The organism is Micromonospora sp. NPDC126480 (assembly GCF_040302465.1).
Lineage (GTDB): Bacteria > Actinomycetota > Actinomycetes > Mycobacteriales > Micromonosporaceae > Micromonospora.
In genome coordinates this window covers 128,094-143,968 of sequence record NZ_JBEORU010000006.1, presented here as the reverse complement: position 1 = coordinate 143,968, position 15,875 = coordinate 128,094, and the positions used below count along the sequence as shown (strand labels likewise).

20 protein-coding genes and 1 pseudogene are annotated in these 15,875 nt (G+C 73.2%); 13 read left to right on the top strand and 8 right to left on the bottom strand.

The genetic code is table 11. The annotated features are described in order from the left end of the window. Positions 1–77: 77 nt before the first annotated feature. Together ABTW87_RS08130 and ABTW87_RS08125 are read left to right on the top strand one after the other, a co-directional pair. Positions 78–731 (top strand): COG4315 family predicted lipoprotein, encoded by a 654-nt coding sequence (locus ABTW87_RS08130; protein WP_350649686.1) that lies wholly within the window; start codon positions 78–80, stop codon positions 729–731. Positions 732–1,040: 309 nt separating this feature from the next. Beyond that, entirely contained in the window at positions 1,041–1,961 is a 921-nt protein-coding gene (locus tag ABTW87_RS08125; RefSeq protein ID WP_350649685.1) for a DNA-3-methyladenine glycosylase family protein, read from the top strand. A 62-nt stretch (positions 1,962–2,023) separates the two neighbouring features. On the opposite strand, the gene ABTW87_RS08120 is transcribed toward ABTW87_RS08125, so the two are convergent. Beyond that, complete coding sequence (locus tag ABTW87_RS08120; protein WP_350649683.1) at positions 2,024–2,524, bottom strand: DUF1990 domain-containing protein; 501 nt, start codon at positions 2,522–2,524, stop codon at positions 2,024–2,026. 78 nt (positions 2,525–2,602) lie between these two features. Here ABTW87_RS08120 and ABTW87_RS08115 point away from each other — a divergent pair, with 78 nt between their 5' ends. Further along, entirely contained in the window at positions 2,603–3,085 is a 483-nt protein-coding gene (locus ABTW87_RS08115) for a GNAT family N-acetyltransferase (protein ID WP_350649681.1), read from the top strand. Positions 3,086–3,100: 15 nt separating this feature from the next. Here the strand turns inward: ABTW87_RS08115 and ABTW87_RS08110 are convergent, their stop codons facing one another. Next, positions 3,101–3,313, bottom strand: coding sequence for a hypothetical protein (locus ABTW87_RS08110; RefSeq protein ID WP_350649679.1), 213 nt, complete (start codon positions 3,311–3,313; stop codon positions 3,101–3,103). Positions 3,314–3,449: 136 nt separating this feature from the next. On the opposite strand from ABTW87_RS08110, the gene ABTW87_RS08105 reads away from it, so the two are divergent. From ABTW87_RS08105 to ABTW87_RS08095, 3 genes and pseudogenes are all read left to right on the top strand, one after another. Further along, on the top strand, positions 3,450–4,559 hold the full coding sequence (locus tag ABTW87_RS08105; RefSeq protein WP_350649677.1) for an ATP-dependent DNA ligase: 1,110 nt from the start codon (positions 3,450–3,452) through the stop codon (positions 4,557–4,559). Positions 4,560–4,589: 30 nt separating this feature from the next. Next, positions 4,590–6,161 carry an alpha/beta hydrolase gene (locus ABTW87_RS08100; RefSeq protein WP_350649675.1) on the top strand — a complete coding sequence of 524 codons (1,572 nt, stop codon included), beginning with the start codon at positions 4,590–4,592 and terminating at the stop codon, positions 6,159–6,161. A gap of 72 nt (positions 6,162–6,233) precedes the next feature. Next, a pseudogene (locus ABTW87_RS08095) lies at positions 6,234–6,458 on the top strand (hypothetical protein); the annotation flags it as partial. On the opposite strand, the gene ABTW87_RS08090 reads toward ABTW87_RS08095, so the two are convergent. Beyond that, complete coding sequence (locus ABTW87_RS08090) at positions 6,428–7,231, bottom strand: maleylpyruvate isomerase N-terminal domain-containing protein (protein ID WP_350649673.1); 804 nt, start codon at positions 7,229–7,231, stop codon at positions 6,428–6,430. The pseudogene ABTW87_RS08095 and the gene ABTW87_RS08090 overlap by 31 nt on opposite strands. A gap of 221 nt (positions 7,232–7,452) precedes the next feature. Here ABTW87_RS08090 and ABTW87_RS08085 point away from each other — a divergent pair, with 221 nt between their 5' ends. Continuing rightward, complete coding sequence (locus ABTW87_RS08085; protein WP_350649672.1) at positions 7,453–7,905, top strand: GNAT family N-acetyltransferase; 453 nt, start codon at positions 7,453–7,455, stop codon at positions 7,903–7,905. Between the two features lie 185 nt (positions 7,906–8,090). On the opposite strand, the gene ligD is transcribed toward ABTW87_RS08085, so the two are convergent. Continuing rightward, on the bottom strand, positions 8,091–9,116 hold the full coding sequence (gene ligD, locus ABTW87_RS08080) for a non-homologous end-joining DNA ligase (RefSeq protein ID WP_350649670.1): 1,026 nt from the start codon (positions 9,114–9,116) through the stop codon (positions 8,091–8,093). 47 nt (positions 9,117–9,163) lie between these two features. Between ligD and msrB the strand changes: the two genes are divergently transcribed. Further along, positions 9,164–9,574, top strand: a complete 411-nt coding sequence (msrB, locus tag ABTW87_RS08075) for a peptide-methionine (R)-S-oxide reductase MsrB (RefSeq protein WP_350649669.1) — start codon at positions 9,164–9,166, stop codon at positions 9,572–9,574. Between the two features lie 4 nt (positions 9,575–9,578). Here msrB and ABTW87_RS08070 read toward each other — a convergent pair whose 3' ends face one another. The 3 genes from ABTW87_RS08070 to ABTW87_RS08060 all read right to left on the bottom strand — a co-directional run bounded on the left by ABTW87_RS08070 (position 9,579) and on the right by ABTW87_RS08060 (position 11,299). Continuing rightward, positions 9,579–10,202, bottom strand: a complete 624-nt coding sequence (locus tag ABTW87_RS08070; RefSeq protein WP_350649667.1) for a DUF305 domain-containing protein — start codon at positions 10,200–10,202, stop codon at positions 9,579–9,581. Next, complete coding sequence (locus tag ABTW87_RS08065) at positions 10,187–10,927, bottom strand: lytic polysaccharide monooxygenase (protein ID WP_350649666.1); 741 nt, start codon at positions 10,925–10,927, stop codon at positions 10,187–10,189. The genes ABTW87_RS08070 and ABTW87_RS08065 overlap by 16 nt, the downstream gene beginning before the upstream one ends. Before the next feature lie 96 nt (positions 10,928–11,023). Next, entirely contained in the window at positions 11,024–11,299 is a 276-nt protein-coding gene (locus tag ABTW87_RS08060) for an isoamylase early set domain-containing protein (RefSeq protein ID WP_350649665.1), read from the bottom strand. A 165-nt stretch (positions 11,300–11,464) separates the two neighbouring features. On the opposite strand from ABTW87_RS08060, the gene ABTW87_RS08055 reads away from it, so the two are divergent. The 5 genes from ABTW87_RS08055 to ABTW87_RS08035 all read left to right on the top strand — a co-directional run bounded on the left by ABTW87_RS08055 (position 11,465) and on the right by ABTW87_RS08035 (position 15,000). Continuing rightward, positions 11,465–11,725 carry a metallothionein gene (locus tag ABTW87_RS08055; protein WP_350649664.1) on the top strand — a complete coding sequence of 87 codons (261 nt, stop codon included), beginning with the start codon at positions 11,465–11,467 and terminating at the stop codon, positions 11,723–11,725. Between the two features lie 82 nt (positions 11,726–11,807). After that, positions 11,808–12,395 (top strand): redoxin domain-containing protein, encoded by a 588-nt coding sequence (locus tag ABTW87_RS08050; RefSeq protein WP_350649663.1) that lies wholly within the window; start codon positions 11,808–11,810, stop codon positions 12,393–12,395. Then, complete coding sequence (locus tag ABTW87_RS08045) at positions 12,395–13,294, top strand: cytochrome c biogenesis CcdA family protein (protein ID WP_350649661.1); 900 nt, start codon at positions 12,395–12,397, stop codon at positions 13,292–13,294. The genes ABTW87_RS08050 and ABTW87_RS08045 overlap by 1 nt, the downstream gene beginning before the upstream one ends. Positions 13,295–13,344: 50 nt before the next feature. Beyond that, positions 13,345–13,797 carry a GNAT family N-acetyltransferase gene (locus tag ABTW87_RS08040; protein ID WP_350649660.1) on the top strand — a complete coding sequence of 151 codons (453 nt, stop codon included), beginning with the start codon at positions 13,345–13,347 and terminating at the stop codon, positions 13,795–13,797. 123 nt (positions 13,798–13,920) lie between these two features. Continuing rightward, positions 13,921–15,000 (top strand): lytic polysaccharide monooxygenase auxiliary activity family 9 protein, encoded by a 1,080-nt coding sequence (locus ABTW87_RS08035; protein WP_502891549.1) that lies wholly within the window; start codon positions 13,921–13,923, stop codon positions 14,998–15,000. A gap of 115 nt (positions 15,001–15,115) precedes the next feature. Here ABTW87_RS08035 and ABTW87_RS08030 read toward each other — a convergent pair whose 3' ends face one another. Then, the gene (locus ABTW87_RS08030) at positions 15,116–15,814 is read right to left on the bottom strand and encodes an HAD family hydrolase (protein ID WP_350649656.1); all 699 of its coding nucleotides are present in this window, start codon (positions 15,812–15,814) and stop codon (positions 15,116–15,118) included. Positions 15,815–15,875 lie beyond the last annotated feature (61 nt).

The following is a 15,875-nucleotide window of genomic DNA, read 5'->3' as shown; positions in this document are numbered from 1 at the left end:
TGGCCACTGTTCCACATTCAACCTTGACAGCGGATCGGTCGTATTACCCGGCGAACTGCAAAGAATGAGGAGGGCACGTGGCACAGATGAAGCGGATCGCCGTCGTCGCGGGCGCGATGATGGCACTTACTGCCTGCGCTCCCGCCGGCTACGACGGGGCGAACTCCAGCGCCGCCGAGCCGGTCGCCGTCGCCGCGGCCGAGCCCAGCGTCACCGCCGAGCCCGAGGCGTCGGCGACCCCCGAAGCGCCGGCGGACGACGTCGCCGCCCCGCAGCCGCCCGCGAACGTGGAGCTCACCGACCTGCTGGTCGCCAAGAAGGTGGCGCGGATGGGCAGTGTGGTCACCGACCAGGACGGGTTCATCCTGTACCGCTTCGACAAGGACACCAACGACCCGGCCGCGTCGAACTGCGTCGACAAGTGCGCCGAGGTCTGGCCGCCCGCGCTCACCGACGGCGACCCGCAGCTCAAGGGCGTCACCGACGACCTGGTCGGCACCATCACCCGGCAGGACGGGACCCGGCAGATCACCCTGGACGGCTGGCCGCTGTACCGCTACATCGGCGACAAGAAGGCCGGCCAGTGGAAGGGCCAGGGCGTCGGCGGCACCTGGTTCGTGGTCGCCCCGAACGGCAAGAAGAACCTGACCTGCCTGCCGACCGGGACGCCGAAGCCGGTCGCCCCGCCGTCGGACGCCGAGGAGTCCGAGGGGTCGGACTACTCGTACTGACCCGGTGGCCGGTCGGAGGAAGGGAGGGCCGGCCGGCCACCGCCGCCAGGACCCGGACGGCCGGCGTACCGGCAACGCCCGTCGTCCGGCCGCGGCGCCGGCCCGCCCCCCGGGCCGGCGCCGCGCTTCGGCGTTCCACCGACCCCCGGCGCGGACTCGGGCGGTGGGTCGCCCCCGGCGGGGCGGCCCACCGTGGTCCCCCCAACCCGCACCCACGGCCGGTCTCCGGCCGGTCCGCCCGGGCAGGACGGCACCGTCGGCTCCACGGCCGGCGGTGTCGTCCGTCGCAGTTCGTGGCAGCATGTCCGGGTGACCGGCACCGAACCCTCCGCCCGCCGCACGCTGCGCCCGCCGGTCGAGTACCGGTTGGCCGCGTCGGTCCGGTCGCTCACCTTCAGCCCGTACGACCCCTGCGCCCGGCTCGCCGCCGGGACCTTCTGGTGGGCCACCCGCACGCCGGCCGGCCCGGCCACCCTCGCGTTGCGGCCCGGCGCCGGTGAACTGCTCGCCGAGGGGTACGGCCCCGGCGCCGACTGGGTGGTGGAGCGCGCCGACGCGATCGCCGGCCTCCGGGACGACCTGACCGGCTTCGCCGAGCTCGCCGCCACGCACCCGGTGGTGGCCGACCTGGCCGCCCGGCACCGAGGGCTCCGGATGCCCGCCACCGGACAGGTCTTCCCCCGGCTGCTGCGGGCGATCCTCGAACAGAAGGTCACCGGCAAGGAGGCCTACCGGGCGTACGCGGCCACGGTCCGCCACTTCCGGGCGGCGGCACCGGGCCCGCTGCAGCCGCTGCTGCTGCCACCGGAGCCGGCGGCGGTGGCCGACACCCCGTACTGGGTCTTCCATCCCTTCGGCGTCGAGCAACGCCGCGCCGACACGCTGCGCCGCGCCGCCGCGGCGGCCGACCGGCTGGAACGCTGCGCCGACTCGGCGGAGGCGACCCGGCGGCTCACCGCCATCACGGGGATCGGCCCGTGGACCGCCGCCGAGGTGGTCCGCGTCGCCTACGGCGACCCGGACGCGGTGAGCGTGGGCGACTACCACGTGCCGAACACGGTGGCCTGGGCCCTCGCCGGCGAGGCGCGCGCCGACGACGCCCGGATGCTGGCCCTGCTGGAACCGTTCCGGGGTCACCGCGGCCGGGTCTGTGTCCTGCTGGAGGCCGGCGGCGTCCAGGCCCCCAAGTTCGGTCCCCGGGCGCCGATCCGCTCCTTCGCGCGCTACTAGCCGCCGCACCCGCACCCGCACCGCCGGTCCGGCCCGACGGGGTAACGCCGGCCCGCGTCCCGTCAGCGGACGCAGAGGCGGCGCAGCGTCCGCCCGAGCCACCAGGCGTACGCGTGCTGCGCCCGCCGCCCGAGCGGGCCGGCGAGGCGCATCGACAAGCGGTCGGCGACGCTGAACGCGACCACCTCGAACCACACCCGGCCGGCGTCGTCCCGGTGGACCAGGAACGCCTCCTCGCCGCGGGCCGGATGACCCGGCAGCGTCCCGTACCCGAAACCGGCCCGGTCCGGGCCGTCCTCGACCCAGACCACCACGCAGGGCGCCCACAGCCGGACCGGGCCGACCCCGAGACCGGGGGTCACGACCACACCCGGCACGGCACGCGGCGCGTCGGTGCGCATCCGCACCCCGGCCGCGCGGTGCAGGCGCCAGGTCAGGACGGCCTCGGCGGCGTCGGTGAAGCAGCCCGCCGGGAGACGGACCCGGTGCCGCAGGTGGTGGTAACCGACCGGCAGCGCACCGGCACGGGTCGCACCCACCTCGGCGTAGGTCAGCCCGGCCACGGGTCCAGCCTGCCACGGCACCGTCACCGGGGGTACGCGGGACACCGAGTGGCCGACCGGCTGTGGTTGGCTGGGGCCGTGACCGCACCCCCGCTGATCGCCCCGGCGACCCCCGCCGACGCCGGCGAGATCCTGACCGTGCAGCGCGCCGCGTACCTGACCGAGGCCCAGCGGTACGGCGACCCGTTCCTGCCGCCGCTCACCGAGACCCTGGACGAGGTGCGCGCGGCGCTGGCCGGGCCGCAGACCGTGCTCACCGCGCGACTGGGCAGCCGCCTCGTCGGGTCCGTCCGGGTCCGCGTCGAGGGCGCCACCGCTCACGTCGGCCGGCTGTCGGTCGCCCCGGACCAGCAGGGCCGGGGCATCGGCGGGCGCCTGCTGCGGGCCGTCGAGGCGGTGGCCGGCGCCCGGGTGGGCCGCTTCGCCCTGTTCACCGGCGCGGACAGCGATACGAACCTGCGGCTCTACGAGCGGCACGGCTACCGGCTGGTGGGGCACGACCGGGACCCGAACGGGGTGCGGCTGGCCCTGCTGGAGAAGTGCACCCCGTCCCGCTGCTGACCAGGCGGCCTCGCGTCAGGCGGCTTCGCGGAGGTCGGCCAGGTCGACCGGGGTACGTCGGCGCAGCAGCTCGGCCAGCTCCTCGACCGAGCCGACCTCACCGAGCACGTTCTTGCCGCCGCCGAACCGCTCCGGGTAGCGGTGCACCAGCCGGTAGCGGTAGCGGCCCCGGATCAGCTCGACGCTCACCCGCCATCTACCGCAGCACCCGCAGACCAAGTCCGGCACCCGGCGAAAGTAACTCTGACCTGCAGGTATGCGATTCGCCCGGCGACGGCGATGCGGGACGGCCCGGGACAGGCCACGCACCCATCGGCGGTGATCCTCCTCACGGCTGTCGGTGCCGTCTGGTTGACTGGTCGCCGTGAAGCTGCCGATCACCCCACCGGTCGAGCCGATGCTCGCCAAGAGCGTCCCGCGGGTCCCCACCGCCGACGGGATGACGTATGAGCCGAAGTGGGACGGCTTCCGGTGCATCGTGTTCCGCGACGGCGACGAGGTCGAGCTGGCCAGCCGGGGCGGCAAGATGATGACGCGCTACTTCCCCGAGGTGGTCGAGCAGGCCCGCCGGCAGCTCCCGGAGCGCTGCGCGGTCGACGGCGAGCTGATCGTGATCCGGCGGGACGGTCCGGGTGGGCAGCCCCGGCTCGACTTCGAGCTGCTGGCCCAGCGCATCCACCCGGCCGCGTCCCGGGTGAAGCTGCTGGCCGAGACCACCCCCGCCGACTTCGTGGCGTTCGACCTGCTCGCCCTCGACGACGAGACGTTCCTCGACCAGCCCTACCCGGCCCGGCGGGCCCGGCTAGAGGCGGCGCTGGCCGGCGTCCGGCCGCCGGTGCACGTCACCCAGATCACCACCGACCCGGCCACCGCGCACCGCTGGTTCGACCTGTTCGAGGGCGCCGGGCTGGACGGGCTGATCGCCAAGCCGGCCGACCTGCCGTACGAGCCGGGCAAGCGGCTCATGTTCAAGGTCAAGCACGCCCGGACGGCCGACGTCGTGGTGGCGGGCTTCCGCTGGCACAAGTCCGGGCCGGTGGTCGGGTCGCTCCTGTTGGGCCTCTACGACGACGCGGGCGTGCTGCACCACGTGGGGGTCAGCGCGTCGTTCACGATGGCGCGCCGCAAGGAGCTGCTCGACGAGCTCGAGCCGTACCGGGACACCGGCGCCGACCACCCGTGGGTCCACGGCGACCACGAGCGCGGCCAGCGTATCCCGGGCGGGGTCAGCCGGTGGACCGGCACGAAGAACCTGGAGTGGGAGCCGTTGCGCCCCGATCTGGTCGTCGAGGTGGGCTACGACGCCATGGAGGGCGACCGGTTCCGCCACACCGCCCGCTTCGTCCGGTGGCGGCCGGACCGGGATCCCCGCTCCTGCCGCTACGACCAGCTCGACCGCCCGGTCCGCTTCGACGTGGACCAGGTGCTGCGGGGCGACCCGGCGAGCGTCGGCCCCGCGTCCGGGCCGGCGTAGCCGGCCGCCCGATCACGAAAGGCCCGCCTCGTGGTTCCCGCACCCGCCCGCCGCTTCGCCCTGGCGTCCCTGGTGACCGTCACGCTGCTGGTCGCCGGTTGCACGCTGCCGGCGTTCGCGCCCCGCACCGACGCCGTCGGCGAGGCGGCGGCGCCCGGCGCGGCGCCGACCTGGCGCGCCTGTCCGGAGGTCGCCGAGGAGCTGGTCGGGCGCGCCGCACCGAACATGCGGTACGAATGCACCCGGATCGAGGTGCCCCGCAACTGGGGCGGCGGCACCGGCGCCACCTCCGGCCCGGGCGCCGGGGAGACGTTCGAGATCGCGCTGCTGCGGGCCCGCTCCACGAAACAGCGCGACCGGATCGGCTCGCTCGTCATCAATCCCGGCGGTCCCGGCGGCTCCGGCGTGGACACCGCCGTCTACCTGTCCTTCGGGGCGGCGCTGGGCGGCCTGCCCGCCGCGGTGACCGACCGCTTCGACATCGTCGGCTTCGACCCGCGCGGCGTCGCCCGCTCCAGCCCCGTCGAGTGCATCTCCGACGACGACCTCGACGCGAGCTTCGGCTACGACCCCGACCCCGAGAGCCAGCAGTCGTTCGACGGTTTCGTCGACCTGAACCGGAAGATCGGGCGGGGTTGCGGTGACCGGTACGGCGACCAGCTCCCGCTGTACGGCACCGAGCAGGCGGCCCGCGACATGGACGCGATCCGGACCGCGGTCGGCGACGACAAGCTGACCTACCTCGGCTACTCCTACGGCACCCTGCTCGGCGCCACGTACGCCCAGCTCTATCCGCAGCAGGTGCGGGCGCTGGTGCTCGACGGAGCGGTCGACCCGCGGCTGGGTCTGGTCGCCAGCTCGGAGAGCCAGGCCAAGGGCTTCGAGCGCGCCTTCGACAACTTCTCCCGCTGGTGCGCCGCCAACGCCGGCCGCTGCCCGATCGGGCCGGACGCCCGCGCGGCCGTCACGTCCGCCCTCGACAAGGCGCGGGTCTCCCCCGTCCGGGGCGACGGCGGCCGGCAGGCCACCGCGGGCTGGATCTTCTACGCGGTGGTCTCCTCGCTCTACACCGAGTCGGCCTGGCAGGAACTGGCCCGCGCGATCGAGGATCTGGAGGGCGGCGACCCGAGCGAGGTGTTCCGCCTCGCCGACGCGTACGCCGGCCGCGAGCCCGACGGCACCTACTCCAACCTGTTCGACGCCAACCTCGCGGTGAACTGCGCCGACGAGGAGGAGAAGCCGAGCCGGGAGCAGATCCGGCAGCTCCAGTCGCAGTGGCGGTCGAAGTACCCGCTGTTCGGGCCGGCGCTCGCGGTCGGCATGCTCGCCTGCGCCGAGTGGCCGGGCGGGCGGGACCCGTACCCGACCGGGCGGGCCGACGGCGCGCCGCCGATCCTGGTGGTCGGCACCACCGGCGACCCGGCGACGCCGTACGAACAGACCCCGGCGCTGGCCCGGATGCTGGGTGTGGGCCGGGTGCTGACCTGGGACGGCGAGGGGCACACGGCGTATCCGCAGACCCCGTGCATCACCAACGCGGTGGACGCGTACCTGATCGACCTGAGGCTGCCGTCCGAGGGGAAGCTCTGCCCGGCCCGCTAGACGGAGACCTGCGGCTCAGCCGTCGGCAGAACGAAGGCCATGTTCCCGGCAGATTGAAACTCTAGTTATCGGCAGAATGAGAAGGCCGTCAACCGCACACATGCCCGTGTCCGCGTCCGCGGCGAGCGCGGCATCGCCACGCTCAAGACCTGGAGACTCCTGACCAAGCTGCGGTGCTGTCCCCGCCGCGCGACCGCGATCGTGCAGGCCGTCCTCGTCCCGCACCACGTCGAGAACCGGCCTACGCAGGATAAATGGGATCGTTGTTACAGGGACGGGTCCCAGGCGATGAGCTGATCGAAGATGCGACAGTCGCCTTCGAGCTTCAGGGAATCCAGCGGTATGCGGCCGTAGAACATCAGGACGAGGTCACTGGCCGTGCCCTGCGCAGAGGCGTCGGCCGTGTCCGGGGCCTCGCCGGCAGCGGACTCGCCAAGGCGGGTGACCCGTGCCCCGTCGTCCGACAGCCGGAGGCGCCAGGAGCGGCCCTCGGTGGCGTGGTAATCGACGACGGCGGGCTGGTGTGGCCAGGCGACCGTCGTTGCGCAGAGGGTGAACTGGCAGTCGTCGAAACCGTCGAGGGCGACCTCGTCTGGTAGCGGCTGCGGGGCACCCACGGTGAGCTGGGCGTCGTACGTGTACACCGCGATCTCGGGGACCTGGCGTCGCGCCCAGGCGCCGGAGGTTTGTGGTGACGGCGAGTCGTCCCACCACGTCCAACAACCACTGTCCGGGCCGGCCTCGCGCAGCGTGCTCGTCAGTTGCTCGATGGACTCGGTCCACCAGGCCAGCAGTGCCTCGCGTTCCCGAGGCGCACCCATGCCGTCGTCCCAAGCCGACTTTTCCGGGGGCGCGTCTGCAGGCCCTGCGGCGACGACGGCGGCTGATTTGCGGCGGGCCAAACCCACGTGTTGCACGAGCTCGAACAGCGTCCGCCCGGGAGAGGCATGCGGATCGCTTGTCAGAACCGGCACGTCGAGACTGGGCGCTGCGGCGACCGCAGCGCGGAAGGCGGTCGACCGTTCGTCAATGAGCCGCAGATGATCAGAGAACGTCAAAATCTTCTGCACTCCGGCTTTCTACCAGTGTGCTCCGACAACCGGACAGCGATTTCGCAGTCGACGCGGCGGGCGCCGTGGCGCTGGCGCGCCAGGGTCCTACCTGCCGTGACCTGCACCGTCACGATGAAAGCGGCTCAATGAAGGTCCGCTCCTCCTGATCATGGTCGTTGCTCTCCGGCCGATGGCACCCGTTGCCGCATCGGTTCGCGCCGCTGTGCGATTCTCGCGGAATGAGCGACGTGATCTTCCGCGAAGCGGTCCGGGCCGATCTGCCCGCCGTGCTGGACCTGCTCGCCGACGACGTGCTGGGGCGTACCCGCGACGTCGGTGAGGTCGACGCCCGGTACGAGAAGGCGTTTGCGGACATCACCGACGACCCGCGCAACCACCTCGTCGTCGCTGAGGCCGACGGCGCGGTGCTGGGCTGCATGCAGCTCACCTACATTCCGGGGCTCGGCCGGCACGGCGCCGAGCGGCAGCTGATCGAGGCGGTCCGGGTCCGCTCCGACCAGCGCGGACGCGGCCTCGGCCGGCAGATGATGACCTGGGCCATCGACCAGGCCCGCCAGCGCGGCTGTGGCCTGGTGCAGCTCACCACCGACAAGTCCCGCCACGACGCGCACCGCTTCTATCTCGGCCTCGGATTCGTCGCCAGCCACGAGGGCATGAAACTCAGCCTCTGAGGCCGTCGCCCGTCGGTAGCGGCGGCTCCATTGCCCGCCTCGGCCGGTGTGCGGGTCGGCGCGGGCCAGGACGCCAGCTTTCGGTATGCCTGACAGGCATGATTATGACTCTCAGGAATATCGCTCGTGGGCGACATACGTTCGGCGGCTCGCGCACGCCACCGAGGACCCCCGCCACGCCGGCGTCAGCGGGGGCGGTCCCGGTCCTTGGAGGGCTGCACCCGCTTCGGCTCGCCGGGCATCTTCGGGTGGTCCGGCGGGTACGGCATGTCGCCCTGGCCGTTGGCGGCGTCCCGCTCGGCCCACTCCAGCAGCGGCGTGATGTCCCACGCGGACTCGTCGATGCCGGAGTGCGGATCCCCGCGCTCGGCCAGCCGGGCGGGGACGCTGCGCAGGTCGAAGTCGTCCGGGTCGACGTCGGGCAGCTCGTCCCAGGTCAGCGGGGTGGAGACGGTGGCCCGGGCGTTGGCCCGCAACGAGTACGCGCAGGCGATCGTCCGGTCCCGGGCCATCTGGTTGTAGTCGACGAAGACCCGGGTGCCCCGCTCCTCCTTCCACCACGCGGTGGTGACCAGCTCCGGCCGGCGCCGCTCCAGCTCCCGGGCCAGCGCGATGGTCGCCCGGCGCACCTCGACGAACGTCCAGCGCGGCTGGATGCGCAGGTAGACGTGCACGCCCCGGCCGCCGGACGTCTTCGGCCAGCCGGGGACGCCCAACTCGTCGAGGATCCCGCGCAGCTCGGCGGCGGCGGTGGCGGCGTCGGCGAAGTCGGTGCCGGGCTGCGGGTCGAGGTCGACGCGTAGCTCGTCCGGCCGGTCCGGGTCAGCTGCACGGACCGGCCAGGGGTGGAACACCACAGTGCCCATCTGCGCCGCCCAGGCCACGTGGGCCAGGTCGGCTGGGCAGAGCTCCGCCGCCTTCCGGCCGCTGGGGAAGCTGATCTCGGCGGTCCGCACCCACGGCGGGACGCCCCGCGCGGGCACCCGCTTCTGGAAGAACATCTCCCCCTCGATGCCCTCGGGGAAGCGTTGCAGCGTGGTCGGCCGATCGCCCAGCGCCCGCATGATGCCGTCGCCGACGGCCACGTAGTAGTGGAAGACGTCGGCCTTGTTGAACCCGCGCTGCGGGAAGATCACCCGGTCGGGACTGCTCAGCCGGACTCGGTGCCCGGCGACCTCGATCTCCTCGGCCGCGGCCTTCGTGCCACCCATTTCGCGACCATATGCGATGGCCCCGACATCCGGCGTACCGTTGGCGGGTGAGTCTCGACGACAGCGAACTGCCGCGCACCGAGGACGAGTGGCGGGTCCGGCTCAGCCCGGAGGAGTTCCGGGTGCTGCGGGAGCACGGCACCGAAGCGCCGTGGACCGGCGAGTACGTGAACACGAAGACGCCGGGTGTCTACCACTGCCGCGCCTGTGGGCTGGAGCTGTTCTCCAGCGACACGAAGTTCGACTCGAACTGCGGCTGGCCGAGCTTCGACGACGCCATCCCCGGCCGGGTCAAGGAGATCGAGGACCGAAGCCTGGGCATGGTCCGCACGGAGATCCGCTGCGCCCGCTGCGACAGTCACCTGGGCCACGTCTTCCACGGCGAGGGGTTCACCCCGAAGGACACCCGGCACTGCGTCAACTCGGTCTCCATCCGGCTGGAGCCGCGCGAGGCGTGAGCGCTCAGCCCGCCAGCAGCTCCAACTGCGCGGTCCGGGACCGGGCGACGCGGTCCGCGAGTTCCCGCACGGGCGCGCTGCCACCCACCGACAGGTGCGCCCGGGCGAGGTCCGCCGCCGCGCGCTGATGATCGGCCAGCACCGCCCGGAGGACCCGGTCGACGTCGGCCGGAGCCGCGTCGCGCAGGCGGGCCAGGTCGTCGGTGTCGGCGTGCCCGGCGTGGTCGTGCCCGCCGCCGGCGGTGGGCCGGCCGGCGTCCCGCAGCCAGGTACGCATCGTCCGCAGCTCGTCGGCCTCGGTCGCCTCGACCGCGGCGAGGAGCGTGCGGAGCTCGGGGTCGGTCACCCGGCCCTCGACCAGTTCGACGATCTCCAGCGTCCGCTCGGTGTGCGCGACCATCGCGGTGAGGAAGGGCGCGTCGACACCGAGCAGTCCGGCGGACGCGGAAACCGCAGGCCCGGGCGGCGACGCGCCGGCCTCCGGGCCGCCGCCGGTGCAGCCGCCGGCCAGCGACAGCGCGGCCAGCAGGGCGCAGGCGAGCCGGGGCACGCGGGCGCCGGGTCTGGTCGGCGGGTGCGGCACGCTCTGGGTACGGGCCGCACCCGGGTCGGTCAGACCTGGGTCCACAGCGCCGGTGTGTACGGCGGTTCCCAACCGGCGAGCGCGGTGTGCGCCTGGCGGCACCGGTACGTCGCACCGCCGTAGGTCACCTGGTCGCCGACCTGGTAGCTACGACCGGCCGTCCACGTGCCACCCGGCGCGGGTGGTGGTGTGGTCGGCGCCGCGGTGGGCGTCGGGCTCGGGCTGGTCGGCGGCGGCGTGGTCGGCGTGGGGCCGCCCCCGCCCCCGATCTGAAGGTCGACGCAGGAGTAGAAGGCGTTGGCGGTGTCGGCGATGTTCCACACCGCGAGGACCTTCTGCCGACCGGAGTAGCCACCCAGGTTGACCGTGTGGGACACGGTCGCGGGCGGCTGCTGACCGCCGCCGCTGAACACGGCCACCCGGCTGTTGCCGATGAAGTACTCCCAGTTACTGGTGGCGTGCCGGGCGGTGTTGGTCCAGGTGAACGTGACGGTGCTGCCCACGCTGGTGGCCGGCCATCCCCGGCTGTCGTCGTTGAGGACGGCGAAGTGGGCGATCCCGGCGTGGCAGCTGCGCAGGCCCTTGGGGCCCTCGACACTCTGCGGCTCCCACTTGATCTGGCCGCAGTCCGGTACCCGGTTCTGCGCGCAGAGCGCCTGCCGGCTGGGCGGGCCGGAGACGTACCCGTGGGCCTGGGCCGGTGCGGCCACGGCCAGCGAGGACACGACGGCGCCCGCCGCGATCAGCGGGAGGGTGATTCTTCGACGCATGGCGGCATCTCCTTCGCGAACGAAGCTGCTGAGGTGCCACCAAGGTAATTTAAACCTTGTTAACAGTAAAGACACCGATCGATAAAACCCGGTGTTTCACAGCAGCAACAGACTCCCGTGCTCGTCGATCCGGTCGGCCGACTCGTCGTCCAGCCACACGCCGCCCGTCGCCAGGTACCGGAAGCGGTACTCGCCCGGCCCCAGCCGGACGGTGATCGTCCGGGTGCCGTCCCGCCGCGCGACCAGCTCGTGCCGACCCGGCTCCCAGCCGTTGAAGCAGCCCACCACGCTGACCGTCCCGGGTGGGGTGTCCCGGGGCAGGCAGAAGGTGACCCGGGTCTGGTTGCCGAAGAGCCTGTTGCGCTTGATCACGTCTCTCCTCCAGGGGCACGGCGGCGAGGCCTTTCACCGGTACCAACGGCCGACACGCCGGGCACGACTCGCCGTGGAACCGGACCAGGTTCGCCGGTTCCGGTTGCCGATCCGTGTCCGGTGTTCGACGCTGGCGTTACATGTCCACGTATCGGGGGGTTTGTCATGGCGGCCTGCGAGGTCTGCGGTAACGACTACTGGATGTCGTTCGAAGTGCGTACGGTCAGCGGCGACGTGCACACCTTCGACTGCTTCGAGTGCGCCGTCCACAAGATGGCCCCGATCTGCGAGCACTGCCAAATCAAGATCATCGGCCACGGGGTCGAGGTCTCGGGCCGCTTCTTCTGCTGCGCCCACTGCGCCCGCGCCGAGGAGGGCGACCGGGGCGCCCAGATCCGCGACGCCGTCGGCGCCCGCCCGTCCTGACCCGGGCACGCACCGGCGCCGCCGGGATGCGGTAAGCGATCGGTAAGGGTGGTCGGGCCCGATACCCGGCTAGCATCCCGACATGCCCACCACCCGGTCCGTCGCGGTCGCCCTGGCCGCCGCCCTGGCACTGTCCGCCTGCACCGGCTCCGGCGACGAGCCACCCGCCGCGGCACCCGGTAGCACCACGCCGGGTGGCAGCACATCAGGCGGTGCCGCCAGCACACCACCCGCGTCGGCACCGGCCGGCAGCGCTCCGGCCGCCGTGCCGGAGACCCTGGAGTTCACCGCCCGCACCATCGACGGCGGCTCGTTCACCGGCGCGAGTCTCGCCGGCAAGCCCGCCGTGCTGTGGTTCTGGGCCGCCTGGTGCACCCGGTGCCGGGGCGTCGCCGACTCGGTCGCCGCCGTCCAGCGGGACAACGCCAACCGGGTCAACCTGGTCGGGGTGGCCGGCCTCGGCAGCGGCGACGAGGCGATGCGCCGGTTCGCCCGGGACACCGGTGTCGAGGGCTTCCCACACCTCGCCGACGACGACGGCGCGGTGTGGCGACGGTTCGGCGTCACCAGCCAGGAGCAGTACGTGCTGCTGGACTCCACCGGGAAGGTCGTGCACACCGGACCGCTGTCGCAGGCCGACCTGCGCCGCCGCGTCGCCGAGCTGACCTGATGGTCGACGCTCCCTACGGTCTCGCGCTCGGCGCCGGCCTGCTCGCCGCCGTGAACCCCTGCGGCTTCGCCCTGCTGCCCGCGTACCTGTCGATGCTGGTCCTCGGCGACGGCCCGGCGGACGCGCGCGGACCGCTCGCGCCGGTGGGCCGGGCGCTGGCCCTGACCGCCGCGATGACGGTCGGCTTCGTCGCGGTGTTCGGGGCGTTCGGGCTGCTCGCCGGCCCCGCCGCCGACGCCCTCGCGAGCCGCCTGCCGTGGGTGTCGGTGGCGATCGGGCTCGCCCTGGTCGCCGCGGGCGGCTGGCTGCTCGCCGGGCGCGCGCTGCCGGCGCTCGCGCCCCGGATGGCCAGTGGCCCCGAGGTCCGGCGCAACTTCTTCTCGATGGTCCTGTTCGGCGCGGCGTACGCGATCGCCTCACTCGGCTGCACCATCGGGCCGTTCCTGGCGGTGGTGGTCGCCGGGTTCCGGGCCGGCAGCCCGCTCGCGGGGGCCGGCCTCTTCGTGGCGTACGCGATCGGGATGGGACTGATGGTCGGTGCCGCCGCGCTCGCGGTCGCACTGGCCCGGGAGTCCCTGGTCCGCCGCACCCGGCGGGCCGCGCCGCTGCTCGGCCGTGTCGCCGGCCTGCTGCTAATGCTGACCGGCGGCTACGTGGCCTGGTACGGCTGGTACGAGATCCGGCTGTTCGCCGGCGGCGACGCCGGGGACCCGGTGATCGACGCGGCCGGCCGGGCACAGTCAGCGCTCAGCGGTTGGGTGGACGGCCTGGGCCCGTGGTCGGTCGCGGCCGTGGCCGGCGCGCTGCTCGTCATGGCCGCCGGAGTCACGGTGGTACGCCGCCGACGCGCCGCCGACCGTCCGGTCCCGGCACCGGCCGAACCGGTCGACGCAGCCTGACCCGCGCCGGCGCGTGCGGCCGGCGATGCGGCACCGCCTACCATCGCGGGGTGCCACCCGACACCGCCGAACTCCGGACCGCCGCCTTCGCCGACCTGTCCGCCCGCACCTTCCACGACCTGCTCAAGCTGCGGGTCGACGTGTTCGTGGTGGAGCAGGCGTGCCCGTACCCGGAACTCGACGGACGCGACGTCGAGCCGGACACCCGGCACCTGTGGCTGGAGCGCGACGGGATGCCGCTGGCGTACCTGCGGATCCTGGCCGATCCGGACGGCGCCGCACGGATCGGCCGGGTCGTGGTGGCGAAGGAGGCACGCGGCGACGGGTACGCGGGCCGGCTGATGGCGGCGGCCCTGGCCGAGATCGGCGAGCGCCCGTGCGTGCTGGAGGCGCAGTCGCACCTGGTGGAGTTCTACGTCCGGCACGGGTTCGCGGTCAGCGGGCCGGAGTACGTCGAGGACGGCATCCCGCACACCCCCATGCGACGGAATGCATTGACGTAATCCGATGGATATGGGAGCCTGCGGGCGGAGCCACCGCGTGGGTGACGCCGGGAGGGGCAACTCCCGAGCGATCCGGGCGTAGTCGCTGATCCGACCACTCCCCCCGGGGGCCCCATGTCCTCTCTGTCGAAATCATTTCGATCGCCCCGCATCCGGTGGCTGCTCGCCGTCGCGGCGGCCGCCACCCTCGTGCTGACCACCGCACTCGCCAACCCCGTCTCGGCGCACGGCTCCGTGGTCGACCCGGCCTCCCGCAACTACGGCTGCTGGCAGCGCTGGGGCGGCGACTTCCAGAACCCGGCCATGGCCACCGAGGACCCGATGTGCTGGCAGGCCTGGCAGCACGACACGAACGCCATGTGGAACTGGAACGGCCTGTACCGCGAGGGCGTCGCGGGCAACCACCAGGCGGCCATCCCGGACGGCCAGCTGTGCAGCGCCGGGCACACCGGTGACGGCCGGTACGACTCGCTCGACGCGGTCGGCGCCTGGCGGACCTCGCCGATCTCCAGCAACTTCCGGATCCGGCTGTGGGACCAGGCCAGCCACGGCGCGGACTACATCCGGGTGTACGTGACGAGGCAGGGCTTCAACGCGCTGTCCAGCCCGCTGCGCTGGGGCGACCTGGAGCTGGTCGGCCAGATCGGCAACACGCCGGCCAGCCAGTGGACGCCGGAGTCGCAGGGCGTGTCGATCCAGGTGCCGGCGAGCGCGCCGGGCCGGACCGGTCGGCACATCGTGTACACCATTTGGCAGGCCAGCCATTCGGACCAGTCGTACTACCTGTGCAGCGACGTCGACTTCGGCGGCAGCTCGAACCCGCCGCCCACCACCCCGCCGCCGACGACTCCGCCGCCCACCACTGCCCCGCCGACCACGCCGCCGCCCGTCACGCCGCCACCGGCCGGTGCCTGCACGGCCACGTACAAGGTGACCAACTCGTGGTCCGGGGGCTTCCAGGTAGACGTGACCGTGACCGCCGGTGGCTCACCGACCCGGGGCTGGTCCGTGGCCTGGACCTACGCCAACGGCCAGCAGGTCACGCAGGCCTGGAACGCCACAATCACCCGTAACGGGAACACGGTCGTCGCCCGCAACGTCGACTACAACGGCAGCCTCCCCGCCGGCGGAAGCACGACGTTCGGCTTCATCGGCTCGGGCAGCCCCGGCTCGGCACCCGTCCTCGCCTGCACCACCGCCTGAATCCCCGGCCGGGGCCGCGCCCATCTCCCTCCGGGCCGCGGCCCCGGCCGGCCCCGGTGTAAGGAAGGGCCCCTTGTTAACGCCTGGCGTTGTAGAAGGGCCCCTTCTTAACGCTTCAGCCGCCGCCGAGCAGGCCGGGAAGATCGGCCAGCGAATCCAGGCGCCGTCCGTCCGGCACCGGATGCCGGCGCGCCGGGTCGATCAGGTACGAGCGGATGCCCACCGCCTCCGGCCCGGCGTAGTCCGCCACGTACGTGTCGCCGACGAACACCGCGCCGGACGCCGGTACGCCGAGAGCGTCCAGGGCGGCTGCGTAGATCGCCGGATGCGGCTTGCGCCAGCCGACCTCGACCGAGGTGATCACGGCGTCGACGTGGTGGGCGACGCCCATCGCGGTGAGGTGGCCGGGGACCAGGTCCGCCCGGTGCGTGTTGGTGACGACGGCCAGCCGGTGCTCCGCGGCGAGACCGGCCAGCAGGTCCGGCATGCCGGCCAGGTAGCGGATCCCGCTGCTCCACTCCCCGAGGTACGTCGTCACGAAGGTCTCGACGTCGGCGGGGTCCGGCGTGCCGCCGAGTGCCCGGCGCAGGAACTCCGCACCCAGCTCGGTCATCGAGAACTCCCGTTCGTCGACGTCGCTGCGCCGGTCGAACTCCGCGGCGACCGCCGACCAGGCGGCGAGGAACTCCGGGTACGTCAGCCGGCAGCCCCGGCCGCACAGCAGGGCGTACGAGCCGTGGTAGCCCTGGTCGGTGCGGCTGGGCGAGTACTCGACGATCGTGCCGAAGAAGTCGAGCAACAGATGCGTCCCCATCGCCGCATCCTGCCCGGCGCGTTCCCGACGGTGTTAAGAGGGGACCCTTCCTCTACCGGAG

Coding starts and splice junctions, on each gene's coding strand:
- ABTW87_RS08045 (WP_350649661.1), top strand. CDS start 12,395: ATGGTCGACGCTCCCTACGGTCTCGCGCTCGGCGCCGGCCTGCTCGCC.
- ligD (WP_350649670.1), bottom strand. CDS start 9,116: ATGGGTGGCACGAAGGCCGCGGCCGAGGAGATCGAGGTCGCCGGGCAC.
- ABTW87_RS08085 (WP_350649672.1), top strand. CDS start 7,453: ATGAGCGACGTGATCTTCCGCGAAGCGGTCCGGGCCGATCTGCCCGCC.
- ABTW87_RS08065 (WP_350649666.1), bottom strand. CDS start 10,927: ATGCGTCGAAGAATCACCCTCCCGCTGATCGCGGCGGGCGCCGTCGTG.
- ABTW87_RS08030 (WP_350649656.1), bottom strand. CDS start 15,814: ATGGGGACGCATCTGTTGCTCGACTTCTTCGGCACGATCGTCGAGTAC.
- ABTW87_RS08050 (WP_350649663.1), top strand. CDS start 11,808: ATGCCCACCACCCGGTCCGTCGCGGTCGCCCTGGCCGCCGCCCTGGCA.
- ABTW87_RS08055 (WP_350649664.1), top strand. CDS start 11,465: ATGGCGGCCTGCGAGGTCTGCGGTAACGACTACTGGATGTCGTTCGAA.